Origin of the sequence: Bacillus basilensis (assembly GCF_050630465.1) — a bacterium.
Lineage (GTDB): Bacteria > Bacillota > Bacilli > Bacillales > Bacillaceae_G > Bacillus_A > Bacillus_A basilensis.
Genome location: NZ_JBNTQO010000009.1, coordinates 1 through 24,079, shown reverse-complemented (window position 1 = coordinate 24,079; position 24,079 = coordinate 1). Strand labels below are relative to the sequence as shown.

At 34.7% G+C, this 24,079-nt stretch carries 20 protein-coding genes, 2 pseudogenes, 1 riboswitch and 1 other annotated feature; of the genes and pseudogenes, 5 read left to right on the top strand and 17 right to left on the bottom strand.

Features of this window, described 5'->3' with window-relative positions:
- Positions 1 to 26 precede the first annotated feature (26 nt).
- The 3 genes and pseudogenes from ACQVV1_RS17680 to ACQVV1_RS17670 form a co-directional block, all read right to left on the bottom strand.
- The gene (locus ACQVV1_RS17680; protein ID WP_063222653.1) at positions 27 to 566 is read right to left on the bottom strand and encodes a PadR family transcriptional regulator; all 540 of its coding nucleotides are present in this window, start codon (positions 564 to 566) and stop codon (positions 27 to 29) included.
- 175 nt (positions 567 to 741) lie between these two features.
- Positions 742 to 1,554, bottom strand: a complete 813-nt coding sequence (locus ACQVV1_RS17675; protein WP_242251399.1) for a polyphosphate kinase 2 family protein — start codon at positions 1,552 to 1,554, stop codon at positions 742 to 744.
- 88 nt (positions 1,555 to 1,642) lie between these two features.
- Positions 1,643 to 1,780: pseudogene (locus tag ACQVV1_RS17670) on the bottom strand (carbon starvation CstA family protein); the annotation flags it as partial.
- 82 nt (positions 1,781 to 1,862) lie between these two features.
- On the opposite strand from ACQVV1_RS17670, the gene ACQVV1_RS17665 reads away from it, so the two are divergent.
- Positions 1,863 to 2,327 (top strand): hypothetical protein, encoded by a 465-nt coding sequence (locus tag ACQVV1_RS17665; protein ID WP_242251398.1) that lies wholly within the window; start codon positions 1,863 to 1,865, stop codon positions 2,325 to 2,327.
- A gap of 19 nt (positions 2,328 to 2,346) precedes the next feature.
- Here the strand turns inward: ACQVV1_RS17665 and ACQVV1_RS17660 are convergent.
- The 4 genes and pseudogenes from ACQVV1_RS17660 to ACQVV1_RS17645 all read right to left on the bottom strand — a co-directional run bounded on the left by ACQVV1_RS17660 (position 2,347) and on the right by ACQVV1_RS17645 (position 6,990).
- A pseudogene (locus ACQVV1_RS17660) lies at positions 2,347 to 2,624 on the bottom strand (hypothetical protein).
- Between the two features lie 28 nt (positions 2,625 to 2,652).
- Positions 2,653 to 3,915 (bottom strand): MFS transporter, encoded by a 1,263-nt coding sequence (locus ACQVV1_RS17655; RefSeq protein WP_309259985.1) that lies wholly within the window; start codon positions 3,913 to 3,915, stop codon positions 2,653 to 2,655.
- Between the two features lie 196 nt (positions 3,916 to 4,111).
- A complete protein-coding gene (locus ACQVV1_RS17650; RefSeq protein ID WP_242251396.1) occupies positions 4,112 to 5,491 on the bottom strand; it encodes an S-layer homology domain-containing protein in 1,380 nt (459 codons plus the stop codon).
- A gap of 254 nt (positions 5,492 to 5,745) precedes the next feature.
- Positions 5,746 to 6,990, bottom strand: a complete 1,245-nt coding sequence (locus tag ACQVV1_RS17645) for an N-acetylmuramoyl-L-alanine amidase (protein WP_242251395.1) — start codon at positions 6,988 to 6,990, stop codon at positions 5,746 to 5,748.
- A gap of 169 nt (positions 6,991 to 7,159) precedes the next feature.
- Between ACQVV1_RS17645 and ACQVV1_RS17640 the strand changes: the two genes are divergently transcribed.
- On the top strand, positions 7,160 to 7,645 hold the full coding sequence (locus ACQVV1_RS17640) for an 8-oxo-dGTP diphosphatase (RefSeq protein WP_242251394.1): 486 nt from the start codon (positions 7,160 to 7,162) through the stop codon (positions 7,643 to 7,645).
- Positions 7,646 to 7,672: 27 nt separating this feature from the next.
- Here ACQVV1_RS17640 and ACQVV1_RS17635 read toward each other — a convergent pair whose 3' ends face one another.
- Genes ACQVV1_RS17635 through ACQVV1_RS17625 form a run of 3 tightly spaced genes read right to left on the bottom strand, consistent with a single transcriptional unit; the run spans position 7,673 to position 10,821 of the window.
- Positions 7,673 to 9,298, bottom strand: a complete 1,626-nt coding sequence (locus ACQVV1_RS17635) for a YndJ family protein (protein WP_309259984.1) — start codon at positions 9,296 to 9,298, stop codon at positions 7,673 to 7,675.
- 5 nt (positions 9,299 to 9,303) lie between these two features.
- Positions 9,304 to 9,909: a DUF4166 domain-containing protein gene (locus tag ACQVV1_RS17630; RefSeq protein ID WP_242251392.1), complete on the bottom strand. Its 606-nt coding sequence runs from the start codon at positions 9,907 to 9,909 to the stop codon at positions 9,304 to 9,306.
- Positions 9,910 to 9,912: 3 nt separating this feature from the next.
- Positions 9,913 to 10,821, bottom strand: coding sequence for a DoxX-like family protein (locus ACQVV1_RS17625; protein WP_242251391.1), 909 nt, complete (start codon positions 10,819 to 10,821; stop codon positions 9,913 to 9,915).
- 191 nt (positions 10,822 to 11,012) lie between these two features.
- A riboswitch (Lysine riboswitch) is annotated at positions 11,013 to 11,199 on the top strand.
- 199 nt (positions 11,200 to 11,398) lie between these two features.
- Here ACQVV1_RS17625 and ACQVV1_RS17620 point away from each other — a divergent pair.
- Both ACQVV1_RS17620 and ACQVV1_RS17615 read left to right on the top strand, forming a co-directional pair.
- Complete coding sequence (locus ACQVV1_RS17620) at positions 11,399 to 12,628, top strand: aspartate kinase (RefSeq protein ID WP_309259983.1); 1,230 nt, start codon at positions 11,399 to 11,401, stop codon at positions 12,626 to 12,628.
- A 358-nt stretch (positions 12,629 to 12,986) separates the two neighbouring features.
- Positions 12,987 to 13,439, top strand: a complete 453-nt coding sequence (locus ACQVV1_RS17615; RefSeq protein ID WP_309259982.1) for a VOC family protein — start codon at positions 12,987 to 12,989, stop codon at positions 13,437 to 13,439.
- Positions 13,440 to 13,670: 231 nt separating this feature from the next.
- On the opposite strand, the gene ACQVV1_RS17610 is transcribed toward ACQVV1_RS17615, so the two are convergent.
- Complete coding sequence (locus ACQVV1_RS17610; RefSeq protein ID WP_242251384.1) at positions 13,671 to 13,994, bottom strand: RodZ family helix-turn-helix domain-containing protein; 324 nt, start codon at positions 13,992 to 13,994, stop codon at positions 13,671 to 13,673.
- 148 nt (positions 13,995 to 14,142) lie between these two features.
- Positions 14,143 to 15,126: an aspartate--ammonia ligase gene (gene asnA / locus ACQVV1_RS17605; protein ID WP_242251382.1), complete on the bottom strand. Its 984-nt coding sequence runs from the start codon at positions 15,124 to 15,126 to the stop codon at positions 14,143 to 14,145.
- 70 nt (positions 15,127 to 15,196) lie between these two features.
- Positions 15,197 to 15,455 (bottom strand) — a binding site (T-box leader).
- A 404-nt stretch (positions 15,456 to 15,859) separates the two neighbouring features.
- Between asnA and ACQVV1_RS17600 the strand changes: the two genes are divergently transcribed.
- Positions 15,860 to 15,994, top strand: coding sequence for a DUF3934 domain-containing protein (locus tag ACQVV1_RS17600; RefSeq protein WP_063222638.1), 135 nt, complete (start codon positions 15,860 to 15,862; stop codon positions 15,992 to 15,994).
- 100 nt (positions 15,995 to 16,094) lie between these two features.
- Here the strand turns inward: ACQVV1_RS17600 and ACQVV1_RS17595 are convergent, their stop codons facing one another.
- The 5 genes from ACQVV1_RS17595 to ACQVV1_RS17575 all read right to left on the bottom strand — a co-directional run.
- On the bottom strand, positions 16,095 to 19,289 hold the full coding sequence (locus ACQVV1_RS17595) for an SNF2 helicase associated domain-containing protein (RefSeq protein WP_242251378.1): 3,195 nt from the start codon (positions 19,287 to 19,289) through the stop codon (positions 16,095 to 16,097).
- A 117-nt stretch (positions 19,290 to 19,406) separates the two neighbouring features.
- Positions 19,407 to 20,339 carry a response regulator gene (locus ACQVV1_RS17590; protein WP_242251377.1) on the bottom strand — a complete coding sequence of 311 codons (933 nt, stop codon included), beginning with the start codon at positions 20,337 to 20,339 and terminating at the stop codon, positions 19,407 to 19,409.
- 2 nt (positions 20,340 to 20,341) lie between these two features.
- Positions 20,342 to 21,640 carry a sensor histidine kinase gene (locus ACQVV1_RS17585; protein ID WP_431169279.1) on the bottom strand — a complete coding sequence of 433 codons (1,299 nt, stop codon included), beginning with the start codon at positions 21,638 to 21,640 and terminating at the stop codon, positions 20,342 to 20,344.
- A 66-nt stretch (positions 21,641 to 21,706) separates the two neighbouring features.
- Positions 21,707 to 23,419, bottom strand: a complete 1,713-nt coding sequence (gene malS, locus ACQVV1_RS17580) for an oxaloacetate-decarboxylating malate dehydrogenase (RefSeq protein WP_242251373.1) — start codon at positions 23,417 to 23,419, stop codon at positions 21,707 to 21,709.
- Between the two features lie 75 nt (positions 23,420 to 23,494).
- The coding region (locus ACQVV1_RS17575) for a lyase family protein (protein ID WP_431169277.1) at positions 23,495 to 24,079 on the bottom strand (585 nt) is incomplete at its 5' end.

Genomic DNA, 24,079 nt, shown 5'->3' with positions numbered 1-24,079 from the left:
CCCCTTTATTTATTATGAACGTTTTTTCACTCTTCCATTTTATTGTGTTCTTTTGCTTCTAGTTGCTCTAGTTTTCTTTTCAAAGTCTCTACTTGAGCACTATACGATGCGATTCCTACATCAAGTGAAATTTCCTCAACAAAAGTAATACCTTCTCTCCACTTTTCATATTTCAGACGTAGATCCGCAATGTATGCTTCTTTCCTTTCAATTTCGTCCTTAATCCATTTTTTTATCGTCTGATCATCGCTGTAATTACCGAAATACATCCTCATTAAAAAATCTGAACGTAAAACATCTTTCTCTACATGCGTTTGCATGTATTGATAAAACTCTTCACGCCCTGCATCTGTAATAAAGTACATTTTCTTATTCGGTTTCCCTTCTTGCATAACAACTTCTTTTTTTATTTTCCCCTCTTTTTCCAACTGACGTAACGTTGGATAGATCATCCCAAAACTTCCATCAAAGAAATGAGTAAATACGTCTTCAAACACAATTTTAATATCATAACCAGACAATTCTTTTCCCATTAACAAGCCTAAAACAACATCTCTTCCTTTCAAAATAAGACCCCCGCATAGTATATAATCAATAATCATATTAACATTGTTAATATGATTATTGATTATATACCTTATTCTGTTATTTGTAAAATGTTTCTAAATAAAAAAACCCTGTAATTTTATTGTTCAAAATTACAGGGTTTTTCTACTTTATATTTCATAAACAAACTTTGTACTATTTTACAACTACATCTTGATTCGTTCCAAACTCTTCTGTCTTACCTTCTTTTATCTCATAATAATACGAAGGTAATTCTATATTATGATCTAAGAGGTAATCCTCAATTAATGAAATAATCACTTTCAATGTTCTCAAACGAGCGTATAATTTATCATTACTCGCGATAATTTGCCATTTCGCATTTGGCTTATTTGTTTTTTCAAACATTTCTTCCATTGCTTCAACATACTCGTCCCATTTTTCACGATTACGCCAGTCTTCGTCTGTAATTTTCCATCTTTTCAAAGGATTTTTCTCTCTATCTTTAAACCTCTTTAACTGTTCATCTTTACTAATATGATAGAAAAACTTCCCGATTATATAATGGTCATCTGTTAATAGTTTTTCAAAGTAATTAATCTCATCATACGCTCTCGTCCACTCTTCCTTTGTAGCAAAATCTTCAACACGCTCAACTAACACACGACCGTACCATGAGCGATCAAAAATAGTAATTTGCCCGTACTGAGGAAGTTTCCGCCAGAAACGTTGCAAGTAATGGTACCGTTTTTCATGAGGTGCTGGTGCTCCAATTGGATTTACTTGAAAACCACGCGGATCAAGGTGTTCCGTCACTCGTTTAATCGCTCCGCCTTTTCCAGCCGCATCCCAGCCTTCCATAACGAGCATAACAGCGATTTTTTCTTCTTTTACAATTTGCTGCAGCGCTAATAAGCGCCTTTGATATTTTTCAAGTTTCTTATTGTATTTAGATTTCGATTCAATTCTTTTCGTCAAATCTACTTTAGCAAGATGTCCATTTTCCATAAAACAAATCCCCCTTGTTGTATGATAATGTTATTTTAACATATCATCGGAAAAATTTCCCATCAGAAAAAGCTGTGTAGAAAAATCTCTACACAGCTTTCATAAAGAATACAGCAGTTAATATCACCATAATAACTGCACCTATAATATAAGATGTGTTCAACGGAATATTAAAACAAATTTTTGCATTTAAAATGTAAATTACATTCATGAGTGCCATAAATATCACCTTACATTATGTGGTATATACTCACATAAAGAGAAGATAATAATAAATAAATCCGTTACAGAATGGGAGCTCTCTAAAAATGAAACGAAAAATATTTTCTTTCTTTGCACTAATCTGTTTAACACTACCAATACAAGCTAGTGCATACACATTTCAATCACTACCAATTGAATCAAAGTCAAAACAGTGGTATATCGAAATTGACAAATCTCATAACGCAAACAAGCAAGCATTGCAGCCAAAACAAGGCGTGTATGATACATATCGTTTACTCGTTAAAAACATTGGGAGTGATGTATCCAATGTATCTGTAGAAATACTTGATAACAATGCCACTTCTAAAGCTACTATTAAACCTGCCACACCTAATATAAACATTTCTAAAAGCCAGACAAGCTCTGACTACATCGTATTCCCATTAGACTTTAACAGCCATAATTTCAAAGTCGTCATCACTTGGGAAGAAAAGGATTTCTCTTACAACGGTCATCCGGTAAATGAGGGGAAACAAATGAAAGAAACATTTGTGTTTAATGAAGAGTAAGCCCTAATTTGATTAGGGCTTACTCTTCATTTACAAAACCAGATTGAATTGCTTCTGTCACTTCTTTTGTGATGTCCAGTTTTGTTACATCGGTGCTAATTTTCTTATGCCAAATATGCACGGAAGGCTTTTCGTTACAAAATGTTTTATTAATACTAGTTGGTTATATGCTAGCTTATTTTCTCTATGGGTAGCAATATAGACTGTGAAATTTTTTGCTTCAAAGATCTTTTCCTGCAAAGTATATTGGTTGTCTAATTCCTTTGCGACTATATCTTTCAAATCTTCTATAATCATATAAATCGTTCCCCCTCCTCTTATATCATCAATCAAATCTTCGAATACTCGGCACACATAATGCTACTCCAATTGTTACAAGTACTAAAATAGCTAGTGTTATAATCGTTATCTCGCCACCTATTACATTTGCTAACCAGCCAACAACTACATATCCTAATGGTAATAAAGCAAAAGATCCTAACATATCAAGGCTTGCTACCCTCCCAAAGGCTTCTTCTGGCACAAGCTCTTGTAAACTTGTTTCCCAAATGAGTCCAAATACCATCATACCGAACCCTTCAATTGCCATTAATCCAATTAAAACAGGTGCCCAAGCAATAAACGGCATTATTAGAAGTGCGCAACCACTTATTAAAACACCACCATAAGCAAGTAATCCTCGCTTACTCCACCGTTCCCTCCCGCCAAATATTAGCGCGGCAATTACAGCTCCAACACCAGAAGATGCGATTCCTAGTCCATATACGTATGCTTCAAAATGATGATGAACATTAAATAGCCATGGAATTAATACGACGATAATTCCTGCATAACAAATATTTATGAAAGAAAAGACTAAAATTGTAATCCATAGCCACGGATGACTTTTTAAAACGAAAACCCCTTCCATAAACTCTTGTTTGTAAACAATCTTACTCTTTTCAATAGGTTTTACTTTTTTAAACTTTATTTCTCTTAAAAATAGTAAACAGAAAAATGATAGCAAATACGTTACTGCATCCAGTCCAAACCCTATTCCGGCAGAGGCAACTGAAACGATCAAGCCTCCAAGGGCCGGTCCAATTAGTCGTATGCCTTGATTACTCATTTGAGTTAATGCATTAGCTGCATTTCGAATTTCCGGTACAAATACTTTCGCTCTTACGGCCGCATACGCTGGCTGAAATATGCCTTCCATAAGCCCATATAATGCTACGAGTACATATAGAAGTGGGATTGTTAAAACATCCATAAATATAAGTATTGCAAGTAATAGCATTAATATGCAGCGAATGATATCTGTAAATAACATTACTTTCACCCGATCAATCCGATCTACGACTAATCCAGCAAACGGTAATGCAAGAATATTAGGAAGCATGTACATTGCCATAGTCATGCCCATTACAACTGTTGAACCAGTTAATGAATATACAACAATTGGCAGTATGACCATAGTTATTGAACTACCTAAAGTCGAGAGTAATTGTCCAATCCATAAAAACTTAAAGTGTGGTGATACTTTAACTGGTAATAATAATTTACCGATATAACTTAAACTTTTCTCTGTTGGTATTTCTCCTTGCATATATCTCTCCTCTTTTCAAATTAAGTTAACACTAAAATTAAAACAGAAAATTCAATCTTTAATACTTTTAATTATATATGAAACGGTTTAATGATTGGTAAAAACATAAAAAAAGAAACTCATAATGAATCTAAAAATATTACATGTTAAATATAAATAAAAAAGGTGTTTTCATAAGTGAAAACACCTTTTTTATTTATATTTTTAAGTTCTTCTTCAATGTCCAATACTTTTCTTGAGTATTTTCAAATGAAAATTCTACAAAGCCGTTTGGATCTTCGCGATATACATTTACTTTCTTACCATTTTCTAATTTTCCAACTTCATTTTGTGTAATATTTGGTACACTCTTAATTGTATAGCCAAATGGATATGGTACTTGATAGTAAGAACCTACTAATTGAATAGTAGCTGTTGCACCTTTTGCATAATCTTTATATGGAATCGCTTCACCTAGTGCATTTACATTTAATGTATTAGGGTTTTTCGATAATCGTTTTACATTTTGATAATCTTTCTTGTTAAACGGTTTAATACGCTCCATAATATTAGCGATTTTACCAGCCCATTCTTTATCTGTTGCATACTTAACATTCATAGCAGGTAACGTGTAACCATTGAAATGATTAGCACCTTCTTCTAAGTAGTTCTTTCTTACATAATCAGCATTGTACGAAATACTATGCCCGTAAGACGGTAGATATTTCGCATAGCCAAATGGATCCCAATCAAATGCCTTTAGTCCAAATAGATTATGTTTACGATATGCAATTTCTGATTTCCCGTATCCAGATTCTAAGATTGCATGTGCAGCTAAGTATAATGCGCTCACACCGTACTCATTTTGTGCTTGAATAAAATCTTTTCCAGTTCCAATAAGAGGACTGTCAGGATGCCATTTTTCAATAAAATTATCAATCTCTTGTGCTGTTATATTAGATGGTAACGTTATATCTAGATTGATATACGATGCCATAGCATTAAATAAAAATTGTGCATATTCTTCACGTGTTAAAACACTAGTTGGATTAAATGCACCTGCTCCGTTACCTGCTGTAATGCCGTTAGATTCTAATGCACTAACTGCATCATTTGCCCAATGCGTGCTTGGTACATCATTAAACGTATGTTGAGCCTTTATTTTAAACTTAAAAGCATTCTGTATAATTACTGCCATCTCAGCACGAGTTAACGACTCTTTCGGCCTAAATGTCCCTTTACCATCACCTACGAAAATCCCCATATCTGTCAATGCCAAGATTTCTTTTGGGAACATCGTCGTTCCTGCGCTAATATCAGAGTATGGATTTTTATAATCGCTTTTTGCTTCTGGTTTTAATACGCGATACATTAATGCTGCTACTTGCTCACGAGTTACAACATCTCCGAACCCGAATTTACCATTATCGTACCCTGCAATAACCCCTTTTGACGTTAAATCAGTAATCGCTTCAAATGACCAATGATTTTTCGGAACGTCTGGAAATTCTTTTGTAGATGCAAACGAAGTTGCTGGAGCCATCACTACTTGAAGTGCGACTGTCACTGCTAACACATTAGAAATAACTTTTTTCATAAATTTTTTAACACGTTATGTATATGCTTGTCCCGTGTTAACTTGCCTCCCTTTATCGTATAATTTTCCCTATTAAACTAACAAACTCTTAAATAGTCAACAGTAAAAGTATACGTGATAAAAATAAACTAATCTACCATTATTTTATTCATAATCAGCATAATACGATATATCTTTTTATTCCGATACAAAATTACATAAACTCACAAAAAAGCCCACCTCTATGTAGACGATGGGCTTAGCAATCAGCATTGTTATTTAGCTAAACGATATTTTGCAACATCGAAACCTTTCCACTCATAATAATCTAAAATCCCAGCATAAACTGCCTCAGCAGCAATTTGTCTTCCTGATTCAGTAGCTAATTTACCATTATCTATATTATTATCAATAAAAGCAAGCTCTGTTAAAACTGCTGGTACTGTATTATTATTTACTACATAAAGTGAGTGATTGTCTTTTATATTTCTATCTCTTGTATGTAGTGCTTCTACTACTCGTGTTTGAATTTTCTTCGCTAATACTTCACTATCCTTTTCAATCTGTGTCTCTTCTCCACGCTTGGATTTTTTATAATAATATGTTTCCGTTCCATGACCATTATGATTTTCAGAAGAATTTGCATGAATGCTTACAAATATATCTGCATTGTTCTCTTGACCAAATTTCACTCGATTCGCAAGAGATTCATTTTTGTTACTTCCTGGATTTCCGTTCTCTTCACGTGTTAACAAAGGTCTTAAAGGTGTATTTTTTTCTAGCAACTTCTGTAATCTTAAAGATGTATCAAATACAATTTTACTTTCCTCTACACCTTGCCCTGGATTCCCTGGATCAAATCCTCCATGACCAGGATCAATAATAACTACCTTTTCTAATAAAGGGTTACCTATTTTAAGGGAATCTGCATTTTTAATAAATTGAGCGGCTTCTGCTTTAGTTAGAATTTTTTTAGGTTCCCATTTATCACCAGTACCAACAGAGATTCCTAATTCAACTAGGATGTTAGCTTTTTCTTTACCCCAGTTTAATGTTTCTAAATCTTTGAATTTAGTTGCTGGAGTACCGTTTACTTTAGACTCTAATTTGTAAGCTTCTACAATAAGAGATGCCATTGAAACGCGGTCGATTTTTCCATCTGGCTCAAATCCATTGCCTGTACCTTTAACAACACCAGCTTTTTCTACTGCTGCGATTATTGGAGTAGCCCAATGTTTTTGAGAATCAGCGTAGGATGGTTTAGCATTTGTATCGATTGGTAAGTTTAAGATTTTAGCCATCATTGTAGCGGCTTCTGCACGAGTGATTTCTTTTCCTGGCTCAAACATTCCTTTATCATTACCCGTAACTGCACCCTTATCTACTAAATAGTAAATAGAATCTTCTGCCCAATGTTTAGCTGGGACATCTGGAAATTTTTTTGTTTGTGCGAAACTACTAGATGAATAAGATAATATACTAACTGCAATTATTCCTGCTGCAATTATTCTATTTTTCATAGAACATATTCCCCTCTCAAGTACAATGTATTTATATAACAGACTAATTATAGTTCTGAAAATTAGTAATAGTCAATTGAAATTTGTATAATTTTGTATTATTATTGTATTTTTTGTCATAAGTAACTATAGTTAAAAACTATAAGGTTTTATAAGAGGAGAGATTCATATGAGCAAGAATTGGAAAGATATAGAACACCGTATGTATACAATGAGTATGATTCAGCGAAATAACGACGTATTGCTAATACAGCGCCCCAATCATCTAGGCTTCCCTGGTTACATCGCTCCTGGCGGTAAAGTGGATTTTCCAGAAAGTATCGTTCAAGCTGCTAAGCGAGAAGTAGAAGAAGAAACTGGATTACTTGTTTCAAATTTAATTTTTAAGGGATTAGATGAATACGTAAACCCGAAAGAAAATGTTCGATATATGGTATTTAACTATTGGACAGATTCAGTTGAAGGTGAACTCCTTTTGAATCCTCCTGAAGGCGAATTATTATGGGTACCAATCGATACAGCACTAAATCTCCCTATGCAAGATTGGTTTAAAGAAAGATTTCCATTATTTTTTGAAAAAGGTACGTTTGAAATTCAACGTGTTTGGGACAATGACTTAGATAAACAAGTTGCTATGACCATTACCCATACATAAAAAGCTTGGAATCTCTCCAAGTTTTTCTTACTTCTCCTCTAATCTCTTAATCTCATAATCAATTTCTAAAAACTTGATTCCGAATATCCACATTTTATGGTTAGCTTCTAATATTTGATTTGCGCCCTCTTTAATAATAAATGTCTCTGCTAACGGTAAACGGATTGTAAAGTAGCGAGTGTGTAAATAAATCCCCTCATCTCCCTTACCATTTCTTCTCAGCTTACTAGTAATAATTAAATCATTACTCCTATTACATAATTTCAAAACCCCCGTCATATTCGAATATGGTAAAGGTAATCCGATATTCATATACGTCTCATTCTTATATGTATGTTTTGAGTAAAGAGCTGCAAAAATAGACTCTCCTGCTTCATTTTTTCTTAGCCAAGCCCTTACATTCTCTCTTCCATCCTTCTCATCTATTACCCCTAGGATAGAACCATGCATCGTTTCCCACTTGTCGCCCATTCCTAAATGTATTTGTCCTACACGCTTACTCATTTTCTCATAACAAAATGCAAAGGGGCGAAACCAACGAGTCCATTTAATATGCGCTTGTAACTCATACTCTTTTGTATTTTCATAAAAACGAATAATACTTACAGGAATCTTGTCCGTGTCAAATGCCTCACTATGAAAATCCTTCATATTATCAACTAAACCTGTGTATTCCTTACTTTCTACTAAATTTCTACTATGTAAAAACACCTCACCAATTTTCACATTTCCTCTTAACCTGCTCATTGGTTTCCCGTAGTATTTATAATTCGGAGCACTCTTTTCAATCATCCAGCCGACAAATGCCGGTAATGCTACTCCAATTCCGTTAACAACACCGTGAATCCAAACCATTTGAGCAATTGTAATCGTCATTACATGTTTCAAATTCCCATACGAGTATATAAGTGAAAACATAATTGTTACCATGAGTGTACTAGACGATATGACTAGGAGGATTTTTGCGCTGATAGCATTAAATTTCGTGCGCCAAACATAAATCCCATACCCATAAATCGCACATAAATATAGGCACACTGCAAAAAACTCAAATACCCTTGAGTATGTAATTCCAATCGCAACTGTCATAGGTGAAATGACAATGATAGACATAATCGCATCATATACTTTACTGCTCTTTTCTCTCTTCCGCCCTATTAAACCAGCTGATAATGGCAATAGAAACGCCGAATAATGAAAGTGTGCAGCTGTGAGTAAAACAATGTCAGAAGTAAACTGCATAATCGAAATCTTTGCTACAGAAGCAAAAAACCAGAAACCACCTAAAAACAAATAAATAAACGCACTATCGATAGCTGTCTCTTCTAACGGTTTACATCCTCTTTCTAGTAATCTATTTATACCAAATAACGCAACAATTCCTGTGTATACAAACCAAAGTAGCGCAAAGAAAAAGTGATTTGTTACGAAAGCCAGCATTGCACTAATTGCTGCGATTGGATATAAAATCGATACAAATTTATAAAAGAGTACATACGATCCATTTCTTATTTTCTTATCAATAATGCAAAATGACATCGGTATAAATAACAAAATAGATAATAAAATAATTGCTTCAACTGGGTTTACATTTGACCACTCACATATTAGAAAAATAATATAACAAGCAAGCCCGACTATTATATTTTTCATATCATTTATTTCCTTTCCACAAATGTTCCCTTATATGAAAATAGCGAACCCATTAACGGATTTCTTACTTGAACATGAATTCGAAAACATTGTAATTCGTCATCATAACTTTCAACAATTTTTGCCTCCCCATATAAAAGTTTCGGTAAAGAGATTTTTCTTCCAAACATACAAAACCATTGTTTCTTCGAAGAAATATGCATTGCCCCTAACTCATCAATATGAAAATTTAATGTAGAGACGAGTATATGTGGTTCACCAAAATAATCTACAATTTCATTTTCATCAATTTTCATTACCGCATTAAAATATCTTTTCTTATTATGAAAATAAAAAGTACGATTCCACCGCACAAGTTCATGTCCATGTTCATCACGCTCAGCGGTATTATGTATTGTAAATGGCACTTCCTTACCTCTCTCAGAGAAAAACATTCGAAACTTCGATGCAATTTTTAATATTAATTTTACGAAAAAAGAACCACCGTAAATTTCATCCATCTTTCCTTCTCCAGTAAAGCTATTTTCTTCTGTAATCTCATAGCGTTTCTGTAATTTCGGATGAAGTTTTTTATAAGAATCTCCTAATAGTTTTTCATAAATATTAGCCATACACTATCCCTTTCTCTTCCTCTTGCAATTTTTTGCACTTGGTAAATCAAAACTATTTATATAACCGACAATCGATAACCCCATTAGTAGAACGTTTAATGTAATTGGATTAAACGGCTCTGTAAAGCTTGCGATATTCGTAAAGCCTGCCACTAGCGTTAAGGCTATTAACATAAAAATATGTACTATAAATACTTTTCGTTTTGGAAATGGTAACAGCCATATGATACCAAAAATAATTTCTAGTATTCCAATTATTTTAAGTACAAAAATACTATGTGAAGTTGAACCAATCATCACAGAGAGCATTTTTACTTCTTCTGAATGAGTAAACACTAGTTTCGGCACTATTCCTTGATACATCCATACAAATGCAAATAAAAAACATACGATCCAATATGTCATCGTTCTTCTCATTAGCAACCTAGGATGCAGTCCTTTTTCTAACCATATTTTTAAAGCATCAAAACTCCAAGCAGTCGCCCAGCCTAATAACGGTCGAAAAATACATGAATCTATTACATTCCCTAGACGACCATACCTAGTATCATAATCATATTGCGTCTCAAAATGAATGTATTTTTTACGCGGTGTATACTTCCAATAACCACGTCCAATTTGTATAAGTGATAATTGATTGTCTGTCCAAAATTTTAAAGAAGAAATTCTTTCACCTGTTTCTTTTCTTATTTCACCTATCGATTCCCCTTCCCCAGCTATTTCAAGTCCAAATCCGATTTTTGTTTTATATAAAAACTTCTGTGGTTCTCCTTCTTTTTTCTCTAAATATGAAATTTCAGTAAAGCGAGCATCCCATTCTGTATGTAAATCTGGTTCTTGCGTATACTCCCATAATTTCTCCATTGTTGTTTTCATTTCTGCCGAAACATAAATAGGCTTTTTCCTCTGCATTCTTCCACCTCCAATGGACTATAATGTTAATGTACATGTAATAAATTTATTTTGCTACATTTTTCACAAACTTTCTCAGTAATAGAAAGAATTTTTAAAATATATATAAAACACTTGATTCCACGAAAAATTTAAATTATTATAAAACAAATGTTACCAACAACTTCATAAATCAAACACTCTCGCCTAAAACGTGAGATAGAGGTTGCGATACTTATGAGTATTCTAATGGAGACACAGAGATGTCTAGGAAATTAGATGAAAGGAAGTATTGCCGAAATCGATACATTTCTCTGCATATATCGATTGGGGCTGTTTTCGAATAGAAACAGAACTGTCATATGTACAGACGTGTACGTATGAAGAGCTATCTACAAAAAAGAGCTATCATTTTTATGGTATTCCTTTTTTGGCGGTTTTTTTATTAGCTCCGTTTTCTGTTTCCCTTTTCCTGTAACAGCACCATCCTCACTTATTTGAGATGGTGTTTTTTGTTTTTCTCTGGTAACTACAGGAATATTGGGATTTATATATGTCCTAATCTATTCTTAAAAATGGATGAAAGAAGGAATTCGTAATGGAAATGATTGTACAAAAATTTGGTGGCACTTCTGTCGGAAGCGTTGAGCGCATTCAACATGTAGCAAATTTAATTATTGAAGAATATGAACGAGGACATAGTATCGTCACTGTCGTTTCGGCAATGGGAAAAAGTACAGATGAACTTGTAGCACTTGCTAACGCTATTACAGAAAATCCGAGTAAACGCGAAATGGATATGCTTCTATCAACAGGAGAGCAAGTGACTATTTCATTATTAACGATGGCATTACAAGCAAAAGGTTATAACGCGATTTCATTAACAGGATGGCAAGCTGGTATTACGACAGAATCTGTACATAGTAGTGCACGGATTACTGAAATTAATACGGATCGAATTCAGTCTTATCTTACTAAAGGCACGATTGTTATTGTAGCTGGTTTCCAAGGAGTCAGTGAAGATTTTGAAATTACAACGCTTGGACGAGGTGGTTCTGATACAACTGCTGTTGCATTAGCTGCTGCACTGAACGCAAAAAAATGTGATATTTACACAGATGTGACCGGCGTATATACGACGGATCCACGAGTTGTAAAAGATGCTTATAAATTAGATGAAATTTCTTATGACGAAATGTTAGAACTTGCAAACCTCGGTGCTGGTGTATTACACCCGCGTGCTGTTGAGTTTGCTAAAAATCATAATGTCATTTTAGAAGTTCGCTCAAGTATGGAACAAGAAAATGGAACAATTGTAAAAGGAGAATGTAACATGGAACAACAATCAATCGTTAAAGGTATTGCATTTGAAGATAATATTACACGTATCACAGTGAAAGGATTGGAACAAGGCTCGCTTTCAACTGTTTTCTCTACATTAGCAGCGGCACATATTAATGTAGATATCATCATTCAAAGTATTACAAATGAAGGAACTGTTCATCTCTCCTTCTCCATCCACTCTAATGATTTAAGAGAGACTTTAGAAGTATTGGAACAAAACAAAGAGGCACTTCACTATGAATCAGTAGAATATGAAAATCATTTAGCAAAAGTATCAATTGTAGGATCTGGTATGGTCTCTAATCCTGGTGTTGCTGCGAATATGTTCACTACTTTAAAAGAAGAAGATATTCATATTAAAATGGTAAGTACATCAGAAATTAAAGTGTCTGTCGTTATTGATCGCCTTCACTTAGTAACAGGTGTCGAGGCGCTGCACCAATCATTTATGGCGAAAATTGAGCCTTTAGTGCAGATGAGTTAATTTCCACTCGTAAAACTTAAAACAAATTATATGAATCTAGTTCCTTCCTATATAAATAAAAATAGAATAGGAATGTTTTGCGAGAAAGTCAAAATTGTTCTATCGAATAACAACTACAGTATCAAATTTTTAAAACTACTTGAACATAATAACATTTACGAAATAAAGTTCATGCGTACCTCAATAGCAGAAGATTTTTGAAGTGTTGTTCGTTAACAAGATATTATATACTTATACCCGAAAACACCTTGTCACATTTTCCTACACTGTGACAAGGTGTTTTTTGTTTAGAAGAGATTTTAGTATAATTATGAGGATAATTATATAATAAATTTATACATATAAGGAGATAAAGACTATGGCAAACAACAGATTACTAAGAATGGACAATGTTAGCATCGTTGTAGAATCCCTTGATAATGCAATCTCTTTCTTCGAGGAGATTGGTTTGAAACTCGAAGGTAGAGCAACTGTCGAAGGTGAATGGGCTGGTCGTGTAACAGGACTCGGTTCTCAGTGCGTAGAGATTGCTATGATGGTTACGCCAGATGGCCATAGTCGAATTGAACTTTCGCGATTTCTCACCCCGCCTACTATAGCAGATCACCGGACAGCTCCTGTAAACGCCCTCGGTTATTTACGCGTCATGTTCACCGTTGAAGACATTGACGAAATGGTATCCAGACTTACTAAACATGGTGCTCAGCTCGTTGGCGAAGTAGTTCAGTACGAGAACTCGTATCGTGTCTGTTACATTCGGGGAACCGAAGGCATTTTAATCGGTTTAGCGGAAGAACTCGGTAACAAGTAAGTGATGTATTATAAATTAAACCACTATATTATTAACCACGTCCTAACTTTAGAACGTGGTTATACTTGTTTGAGCTTTTAAAAATATATTATCATTTTACATATAGATTTCAAGACTCTATCCAAATCGTTCTTTAACATATTATCAATATCCTAAAATCAATATAAAATGATTTTATTATTCGTTATATCCTTTCCTAGGAAATATAACTGACCCTTCTCATTTTATATTTTACCGCTCTTTTCCATGAAAAAACGATCTATATTCATTCAAAATAACTTTCTTCACATCCGAGTAAAATACCATCATGAATAGGGAAACTCCTAATAAAATCTCTTGAACTCCTTCATAATCAATGAAAGCACTTAAAATTAGCAAACTACATCCAATATAAAAACCAAATTCATTCCCTTTCTCAAAACCCTCATCTTCTTCATCAATATGTATTTTCTCTTTAAAGCTTTGATTCCCTTTTATTAACTCATCTATCGTAACATCCTCTTGTGAAAATCCCTTTGACTCTCGTAGTTTTTTTAACTGTTCTCCTAAGCTCATAACGTCCCCTCCTTTAACAAATTATTACATAAAAGGAGATAAAAAAGAAAGAAACCATTAGTAACACCCACTGCAAACCACTAGTTTACACAATAAAAAAGGGAGAGTAACTCTATTTTCAAGCTACTCTCCCTCACATTTATATTAATTAAAACAGATGAATGTTTTCTTTCTTGCAAGCTTCACGTAAATCATCAGGCCATACAGAAGATTGCACTTCACCGATATGTGCTTTACGTAAGAAGTACATGCACATTCTTGATTGTCCAATACCACCACCAATTGTTAATGGTAGTACATCTTCTAATATACCTTTATGGAAATCATACTCACGTTTAAAGTCATCACCAGTTTTCGTTAACTGCTCATCAAGTGATTTACTATCAACACGAATTCCCATTGATGATAATTCGAACGAAGCTTGTAGTACTGGGTGCCAGAATAGAATATCACCGTTTAATTTCCAATCATCATAATCAGCTGCGCGTCCGTCATGCTTTTCACCTGAACGAAGTGCATCACCAATTCCGATAATGAAAACTGCACCGTGTTCTTTCGCAATTGCATGTTCACGATCTTTCGGTGTTAATTCTGGATATTTATCTTCTAGTTCTTGAGAAGTAACGAACACGATTTCTTCTGGTAAATACTTTCCAAGGAACGGATATTTTTCAAATAAGTGACCTTCTAAATCTTTGAATATTCCATAAATTGTTTGTACTGTTTGTTGTAAGTAATCTACAGTACGCCATTCTTTTTGAACGATTTTTTCCCAATCCCATTGATCAACGTAAATGGAATGTGTTGCATCAAGTTCTTCATCACGACGGATTGCGTTCATGTTTGTATATAAACCTTCACCAGCTTCATATCCGTATTCATGTAATGCGAATCTTTTCCACTTCGCTAGTGAATGAACAATTTCTAATTCTTCTCCTGAATGTAACATATCAAATTCAATTGGACGTTCTACACCGTTTAAGTGATCGTTTAATCCTGATTTTTTCGTTACGAATAATGGTGCAGATACGCGGAATAGTTCAAGGCGTTTTGCTAATTGATCCTCGAAAAATGTTTTAACTTCCTTAATTGCGATTTGAGTCTCTCTTACTGTCATTAATGATTGATACATGGTGGTTTCCTCCTAAAATGTTTGGATGTTGTGAAAAGAAGCCAACAAAAAAAGCCCTTCTTTCCCAAAAAACTGGGACGAAAGGCTTTGGTTCCGCGGTACCACCCAAATTAGCAACAGAGGTTGCTCACTTATACAATACGGAGATGAAATATCTCGATACTGTTCTTCTTGTAACGGCGAAGTTCCCGGCTAAGTCTACTTTCCTATAAAGGGTTTCGGTTAGCAACTCCAGGAGGTTCTTCATAATAGGCTTCGTATCAGGCTCACACCACCCCTGACTCGCTTAGACTACGTCCTACTACTACTCGTCCTTTCATAGTCGTTTTGTTGTCACATCTCTGAAACATTTTATTAATAATTATTCTATACAAAAAACAAAGAAAGTCAACAAAAAGTTTTAAAATATTTTTCAATTCTTTATTTTATGGCTTTATTGATTGTTTCCAATATAACTTCTTTATTTCTTTTGCCTAGACATTCCAAACACTGTCTCACTAACTGAAACTAACGTATATACAACAATTAATGTAATTGTTCGAAATATAGAATCCGCAGTATTTCGTATTATTTTCATTTTCTTTGTAATTCCTTTCAGTTTACTTACAAATTCATGATATACTATAGCATTCAAGCAGTTTTTTTACTTAAAGCAAATATAGTCATTTATAAAGAGTATTTTCTAAATCATTGACTATTATCAAATTAGATTTTTATATAACGGAGTGATCATATGAGTAAAACGAAAGCAAAACCGAAAAAAGGTGTAGGACAAGGTACAGGAAGTAAAGGGTGGAACCGTTGGCAATCAAGCGCAAAGAAAAAGCAAGCTGCAAAGCCATACAAAAGTAAAGGTACAAAGAAATAATCTAAATAACATTTGATTTCTTTACTTTGTACAAAACAAAATATAATTATTACAACAAAAAAGCTATGCCCTCATACGTTTGAAGGCATAGCTTTTTATATTAAATCATTAAAATATCTCGAATTTCTTCCTCCGTGATGGATGATAATTTCTCTTCTCCCGGCTCAATCACTTCAGCAATTAAATTTTTCTTACTCTCTTGCAGTTCATGCATTTTTTCCTCAATTGTTCCGTGTGCTACTAATTTAATAACTTGTACTGTATTTTTTTGTCCCATTCGATATGCCCGATCTGCCGCTTGTTGTTCAACAGCTGGATTCCACCATAAATCGTATAAAATAACCGTATCGGCACCCGTTAAGTTAAGACCCGTACCACCAGCTTTTAATGAAATGAGAAATAGATCCCCTTCTCCTTCGTTAAATCGATTACATAGCTCTACTCGTTCTTGCGAAGGTGTATTTCCGTCTAAATAAAAGTATGGAATCGCTTGACGATTTAACTCACGACCAATAATGGACAGCATCTTCGTAAATTGAGAAAAGATTAAAATTCTCTTACCAGTACTTCTGCATTCCTCTAGTATTTCTAGCAGTTGTTCAAATTTAGCTGAGCTCCCCTTGTAATCATCAACGAATAAAGCAGGATGATTACAAATTTGTCGCAATCTCGTTAAACCAGCTAAAATTCTAATTTTATTTTTACGTAACGTATCTTTGTCTAAATGCTTTAACGTTTCTTCCCTTAATTTCGCTAAATAAGCAGCATATAGTCTCTTTTGATCTGGTAATAATTCCGATGACTGTAAATGTTCTATTTTATCTGGAAGCTCCTGTAATACGTCCCCTTTTAATCGTCTTAATACGAAAGGTTTTACGCGCTTCGCAATATCTTCACGCCTTAAATCACCGAATTCTTTTCTTCCTGGTAATAATTCTGGAAATACGACATGAAAGATAGACCATAGCTCTTCTAATGAATTTTCTACAGGCGTTCCCGTTAGTCCGAAACGATATTCAGCTTGAATTGTTTTCACTGCTTTTGCAGTTTGCGTTGTAGGATTTTTAAACGCCTGTGCTTCATCAAGAAATAGTGTATGAAACGGCCTCGCATACGATCTTATATCTCTTCTCAGTAATGGATATGACGTAATTACGACATCAAATTCCGCTATGTCTTTTAAGATTTTTCGTCTTTCCGCTTGATTTCCATCTGCAATAACTGCTCTAATATGCGGCGCGAATTTTTTCAACTCGCTTAACCAGTTGTAAACTAGAGACGATGGAGAAACGACTAATATAGGTAGTTTCTTTTCTCGAATTTCTGGCAACACAGAATCTATATAAGCAATACTTTGCAGCGTTTTTCCAAGTCCCATATCATCTGCTAAAATACCGCCCAAACGGTAATATGCAAGTGTTTTCATCCACTCGAATCCGTATACTTGATACTCTCTCATTACAGCATTTAAAGTTTGCGGCACTGTAAACTTTAATTTTTTGGGATTTTGAATGCTTTCCACTAAATCTTGAACAGACCCATCTAAACTTAAAACATTACCTTCGTGAAGTCCGTTCATCCATTTCACACTTCGAATAAGTGGAACATTCACTTCTTCCCCATGTAAAAATTCTTTTCGAATACCCGATTCTTTTACAAACTGATTAATTTCATTAAATTCTTTGCCCTCTAGTGATAATAAAGAACCATTCGCTAATCGGTAATATTTGCGTTTCTCTTCAAGAGCGACTAATACACCTTTAATTTCCGCTTCCGGTATTCCTTTTATATCAAAACGAAATGACAGCCAATCAATTCTTTCTTTTCTTCTCACCCTAATAAGAGGAGCTGTATCCCCTTTATGAATTCGTAATTTGATTGCTGTCGTCGCATAAATATCAACTAAACCTTTTAACGTTGGAACGACATGATATAAAAAGTTATACTCAGCCTCTTCATTATGTATAAAATAACCACCTTCTGTTTTCGCAAAGGCACTTTCACTCATAATGTCTAAAATTTCTTTTTCCTTTTTCTCATCACGATTAAAAACAGACGGCTGTCCGTCCTCTTCTAGCGGATTAATCATGACGTTTCCATAATGGAATTCGAGACCTGCTAACAAACGATTTTTCACGCGATCTAAATACAATTTCGCTTTTAGCGAAGGCGTTTCAACCCGATCTGATATTACTTCATCAATGCGTACCGTTCCAAGTTTCATTAATCCAGGCACAACTTTCCCTACGAAATGTTCCATCTTAGTTTCAGGAATATAAAACTGATTGCTATTTGAGCGACTCATCATCTTTTGTAGTTCAATAAGTCGCATACAATCTTCCATAGGTAAATGATATAATTTCCCATCGTAAAGAGCGTTGTTATACATCTCCATAACTTGAACATGATTTAGGCCGTCTATATGAAGTGTAAACCCGCCATTATTCCCTTTCGTGAACTCAAAATGTAATGGCAATAAACCTTTTGAAATTTGTAAGCCATGAAACAATTGCTCACTTTGTTTCAGCTTTACATGTTCAACTTTAGAAAGTGAAGAGAGCATATCATTCCACGAAGCTGGCGGTATAAATATCATACTTTCATCTTGTTTCGCATGTACTTCTAGTGCATCTTCATACATTTTTTCGTTATGATATATTTTAATGAGTTGTTGTATAATCGCGTCTGTTTCTTGTTTAAAACTGTGTACATCTGGCGTGTATGTAAATTCATTGGAACAATGAAAAGTTTCTCTTTTCTCCACTTTAGAAAGAAATTCTCTAATATGATTTATGAAATACACTTTGGCAAGTTTCAATTGAATTCCAAGAAGAGCCCCACCACTTTTCGTCGCTACTGGTGAACATATAAACTCCACATCTACTATTTCACGTGTATCAAAACGATGTTGTTTACTTTTTGGTCTCAGTGGTTTGTCTGCAAACAGCTGAAACATCCCGTTTGTTAATTGATCATTTCTGCTACTAACAGAGCCCATTCCACCTGTTTGCTGATTATAGTTGATTTGTATTAATACGGCTGCAACATGTTGACAGTACGTTTGAAAAGACGCTAATGAAGGACAACTGCATCTCGCAACTACATCACCTTTTTTAGCTTTTTCTACTGTAACATGGAAATCCTCGTTCCCTTTTACCGTCGCCTCGCAAATTTCTTTATTTTCATCATAATGATTCACGATTACTTTATTTGCTTTATAATAAGCTTCGCCTCTTTTATATGAGGTCTCTCCGCATACTTCTTTAATAATCGATTTATTTAATGTAAAACTCATTGTTTTGACACTTCCTTAATGTAAAACCATTTTCTCTTACTTAACATTTTACATGCTCCACGAGAAAATATAAAATGTTGATTGAACAAAAAAAGATGCTTTTTTATAAGCACCTTTTCACTCTATCTCCATCAACCGTTTCGCCTCAAAATACAACACTTGAATAAATTTTTTCGTATTAATTCGTATGTGGCCAGAAGTTGCTATTTCATCCTTTGTCATTTCTGTCATCCGTTTTCTAACTACAGTGAAATCAAAAAACTTCGGAGCATAACTTTCAAATTTCGGATTTGAAAAGTCTGTTAGTCCGAGGGAAGCTAAATGATTCAATGATTGATAAATCGCTCTTCTTACACGTTGTTCAGATGCTTTTTTCTCCTTCTCTATATCTGCATCCGAAGCTATATGATCTAATTTTTTTAATGTGATTTGGTGAAAGATATCTTTTAACGCAGGAAATCCAAATTCAAATGTTTGCGCCTTTTCTTGTCCATATAAATATTCCAGCATACTAAGTAAATCTTTACTTCCGTTCTCTCCCGCAATACCGAGTTCTGATAGTAAAAAGCGTCCTGAATCTGATATCTTTTTTCCTTCTTGCACTGTTTCACTACGCATTTGCGGCTTTTCCCACTGAAATACATTATTTAATGATTTTTGAATGTCATATATAGAACGTTCCAAACGAATACGCTCTATCACTTTTTGTATAACAGATACTACTTCTATTTTATTTAGTGGTTTCGTAATATAATATTCCACCCCAAGTGTATACGCCTCACCAATGAGTTGTTTCGATTCCACTTGGGAAATCATAATAATTTTCCCAGTGAATGAAGACGCTATTTGGCGAACTGTTTCAATGCCGTCTCTCATCGGCATTAATAAATCAATAAATAAAATATCCACTTTTTTATAATTTAGCTGTTCTGCTTCAATAAACGCTCCATCTTCCGACTCTCCAATTACTTCCCCAAGATCACCATCCTCAATAATTTGCGAAAGCATTGAACGGAAAACTTCATCATCATCTACAATATAATAAAACAAATCTATTCCCCTTCCCGCTTTAAACTACACTCCGGTAAACAAACGACAAACTTACACCCTTTTCCAGTTTCATTGTCTTCTAACCTTACTTCTCCGCCAAGCTCTGTTACCATTTCGTGTATGTAAGAAAGTCCAATACCTGTGGACGGTGTTCCCGTTTGATCATACTTTGAAGTAAACCCAGGCTTAAATACTAATTTCTTATACTTTTGTGCAATACCAGGGCCATCGTCAACTACTTCAAAGGTTACATGTTGATCCCGTTTATATAACTTAATACGAATAAGACCTCTATCTTCAATTGCTTCAACTGCATTGGCAACTAAGTTATTAAAGATTGATAGCACTGTATATACGTGATATGCGGCGTGCTCACCTTCTATATGTTTAGAAAAACGTATATCTTTCTCTAACATTTCAGCATACTTTTCATTTATTCTTACAATCATTTCTGTAAGTTCATGTCCTTCTACATACTCAGCCACATTTTTATCTAATAACAGTTTAGATAACCCTGCAAAAATCCTTTGATTATCCTTTTTAATTTCGTGCACTTCTCCTGCTATTTTCAATGCTGTTTTACTACTGAAATCGTCGTCTGCCTGTAAATTTCGATATAGTTCATATGCTTCTTGTGTAATCAATTCTGCATTTTGTAACGTTTTTTTCAAATGAACTGATTCTACATACAAATTTGAAAGGTGCATTAACATTTTTTCATTTTCTTTTCGAACTTGTGATTCTTTTAATTTCGTTTCATACAAATTCATCATATTTAAAAAACCAAGCGCAAAGAAACTACGAAAAATAGCAATAATAATTAACTTATTCACTTCAGAAACTGTTATCGTTGTACCGAGCACTACCATATGATATATCGCTAGTTCTGACATACTTGCGATAATTTCAATTGTAATCCCAAGGCACCCAATAACAATCGGATTCTGATGAAACTTATTCACCCTACAAATTGAAAAAAGACTTCCATAAATAAAATAATAAAAGAACACAGGATAGCGCAAATAAAATGATTCTGTCATATGAAATGAGCCTTGCATGATCCAGTCAAGACATACACGGAATAAAACAACACATATACCGACAAGAATACCTGCAGCGGCTGCTGGTATTCTTCTTAAAAATAGTAATAAAAAGAAGAATAATGGCGTTCCAAAGCTAACGCGAAACATATCATTAAAAGGATGAAAATTAAGCTCTCCAGCAATCGGAACAACAACCATTAATATAATTAAAAGGGATATATCTTTCTTCCATAATTCATTCCAATTCAAAGATGCCACTTCCTATACTCTTTTTTCAGTAATAAAAGTGAAAGCCCGCTTATTATTTATAAACGGGCTTTATTTCTATATTCTAACCTTTTCTACCGCTTTTATTTGGCGATACTCGGGTTCCCATATTGCTTCTTTCACTGCAGTCTTAATATCGTTATCACTTAATTTCTCTCTAGCAACACCTTCTGCAACTGCAACTTTCGCTACTTCAATTGCAACCATTTCCGAGATATTACGTAACTCTTCAACTTCTGGCAAAATAGGTGCTCCTGGCTGACTTGTATCTACCATGCTTGCAACTGCTTCAGCTGCTGCTGCGAACATGCCATCCGTCATAACGCTTGCACGTACTACAATTGTTCCAAGGCCTAGCCCTGGGAAAATAAGTGCATTATTTGATTGTCCAATCACATACGTTACACCGTTGTATGTAACTGGTTCAAAAGGACTTCCCGTAGCAACTAATGCTCTCCCTTCTGTCCACTGGATTAAATCAGCTGGTTTTGCTTCAGCAAGTGGCGTCGGATTCGACATTGGTAAAATGATTGGTCTTTCTACGTGAGAAGCCATTTCTTTTATAATCTCTTCTTTAAATGCGCCTGCAACAGTTGATGTACCAATTAAAATTGTCGGTTTCACATGCTTCACAACTTCAGCAAGTCCGATTACATCATTTTGCTTCCACTCACTTACTTCCGCTTCTTTTCTTGCATACGGAATTTGGAAATCAAGAAGATCTTCCATGTTATCTGTAACTAACCCGTTACGATCAATACACCAGAAACGCTTATATGATTCTTCTTCTGATACGCCTACACGGACCATCGCATCTCTAACTTGATCTGCGATACCGATTCCAGCCGTACCAGCACCAAACACAACAACGCGGTGTTCGCTTAACGGTACACCAGAAGCTTTTACTGCCGATAATACAGCAGCAAGCGAAACTGCACCTGTTCCTTGAATATCATCATTAAACGTACACACGTCATGGCGATATTTATCTAAAATTTTTCGTGCGTTACGAGAACTGAAATCTTCCCAATGTAAGAGTGCTTTCGGGAATTGTTTATTTACCGCTTGAACAAATGTATCAATAAATTCATCATAAGCTTCCCCTGTTATACGAGGGTGACGATTTCCAATATAAAATGGATTATTTAATAACTCTTCACGATTTGTACCTACATCTAAAATTACCGGTAATACACGACTAGGATCGATTCCAACTGCGGCCGTATAAACAGCTAATTTTCCGATTGCAATGTTAATACCACCAACGCCCCAGTCACCAATTCCTAATATACCTTCTCCATCTGTTACAACGACTAAATCGATATTTTCTGCTGTTGCACCGATATTGGCAAATGCTTCTTCAATACCTGACGGATCGTTAATTGATAAATACACACCACGTGGTTTACGATATTCATGACTATATCTTTGAATTGCTACACCGACAGTTGGTGTATATACGATTGGTAACATTTCACGTAAATGATCTGTTAAAATACGATAAAATAATACTTCATTTCGATCATGTAACGCTGTTAAGTATACATTCTTTAATAAATCATCCGGCTGAGAACAAAATTGTTCGTATGCTCGGCGTGCTTGTTCTTCTAATGTTAAAACTGCTGGCGGTAATAACCCTTTTAAACCTAATTCTTCTCTCTCTTCTTGCGTGAAAGCGACCCCTTTATTTAAAAGTGGTGTTGATAATACTTCTACTCCTCTTAATGTCGTTTCTAATGAACCATTAGAAGCTACTGTAAACTTACTCATAACATCCCTACCTCTATTCATATATGGCATTTCTATATTGTAAACAAAAAAGAGGGGCTTGTCCCCCCTCTTCTTTTAATTTTTCTTTAAAAGTGTTGCTCCTGCAATCCCTGGATGTGTCATTTCGAATGGATCTAGAATTAACTCTAAATCTTCTTGTGACAATACACCATTTTTCACACAAAGTTCTCGAACGGATTGCCCTGTCGCGATTGCTTCTTTTGCAACACGAGCTGCTGCTTCATAACCGATATGAGGGTTCACGGCTGTAATAATTCCTACACTCTTCTCAACATACTCTTTTAAGCGATCTTCATTCGCTTCAATTCCTTTTAAGCAACTATCTGTAAAGGCACGGAAACCGTTATTCATAATGCTAATTGATTGTAGTAAGTTGAAAACAAGTACTGGTTCCATAACATTTAATTCTAATTGTCCTGCTTCTGAAGCAAGGCAAATTGTATGGTCGTTACCAATTACTTGGAATGCAATTTGATTAATTACTTCTGGCATAACAGGGTTTACTTTCCCTGGCATAATAGATGAACCTGGTTGACGAGCTGGTAACATAATTTCCGCTAAGCCAACACGTGGACCTGATGCCATTAAGCGAAGGTCATTCGCAATTTTAGACATATTCATCATACATACTTTAAGTGC

Excerpts from the sequence above, each read along its gene's own strand:
- ACQVV1_RS17665 (WP_242251398.1), top strand. The coding sequence starts at position 1,863 with ATGAAACGAAAAATATTTTCTTTCTTTGCACTAATCTGTTTAACACTA.
- ACQVV1_RS17650 (WP_242251396.1), bottom strand. The coding sequence starts at position 5,491 with ATGAAAAAAGTTATTTCTAATGTGTTAGCAGTGACAGTCGCACTTCAA.
- ACQVV1_RS17675 (WP_242251399.1), bottom strand. The coding sequence starts at position 1,554 with ATGGAAAATGGACATCTTGCTAAAGTAGATTTGACGAAAAGAATTGAA.
- ACQVV1_RS17635 (WP_309259984.1), bottom strand. The coding sequence starts at position 9,298 with ATGAAAAATATAATAGTCGGGCTTGCTTGTTATATTATTTTTCTAATA.
- asnA (WP_242251382.1), bottom strand. The coding sequence starts at position 15,126 with ATGTATCAATCATTAATGACAGTAAGAGAGACTCAAATCGCAATTAAG.
- ACQVV1_RS17630 (WP_242251392.1), bottom strand. The coding sequence starts at position 9,909 with ATGGCTAATATTTATGAAAAACTATTAGGAGATTCTTATAAAAAACTT.
- ACQVV1_RS17595 (WP_242251378.1), bottom strand. The coding sequence starts at position 19,289 with ATGAGTTTTACATTAAATAAATCGATTATTAAAGAAGTATGCGGAGAG.
- malS (WP_242251373.1), bottom strand. The coding sequence starts at position 23,419 with ATGAGTAAGTTTACAGTAGCTTCTAATGGTTCATTAGAAACGACATTA.
- ACQVV1_RS17615 (WP_309259982.1), top strand. The coding sequence starts at position 12,987 with ATGGCAAACAACAGATTACTAAGAATGGACAATGTTAGCATCGTTGTA.
- ACQVV1_RS17610 (WP_242251384.1), bottom strand. The coding sequence starts at position 13,994 with ATGAGCTTAGGAGAACAGTTAAAAAAACTACGAGAGTCAAAGGGATTT.
- ACQVV1_RS17640 (WP_242251394.1), top strand. The coding sequence starts at position 7,160 with ATGAGCAAGAATTGGAAAGATATAGAACACCGTATGTATACAATGAGT.
- ACQVV1_RS17655 (WP_309259985.1), bottom strand. The coding sequence starts at position 3,915 with ATGCAAGGAGAAATACCAACAGAGAAAAGTTTAAGTTATATCGGTAAA.
- ACQVV1_RS17600 (WP_063222638.1), top strand. The coding sequence starts at position 15,860 with ATGAGTAAAACGAAAGCAAAACCGAAAAAAGGTGTAGGACAAGGTACA.
- ACQVV1_RS17620 (WP_309259983.1), top strand. The coding sequence starts at position 11,399 with ATGGAAATGATTGTACAAAAATTTGGTGGCACTTCTGTCGGAAGCGTT.
- ACQVV1_RS17645 (WP_242251395.1), bottom strand. The coding sequence starts at position 6,990 with ATGAAAAATAGAATAATTGCAGCAGGAATAATTGCAGTTAGTATATTA.
- ACQVV1_RS17625 (WP_242251391.1), bottom strand. The coding sequence starts at position 10,821 with ATGCAGAGGAAAAAGCCTATTTATGTTTCGGCAGAAATGAAAACAACA.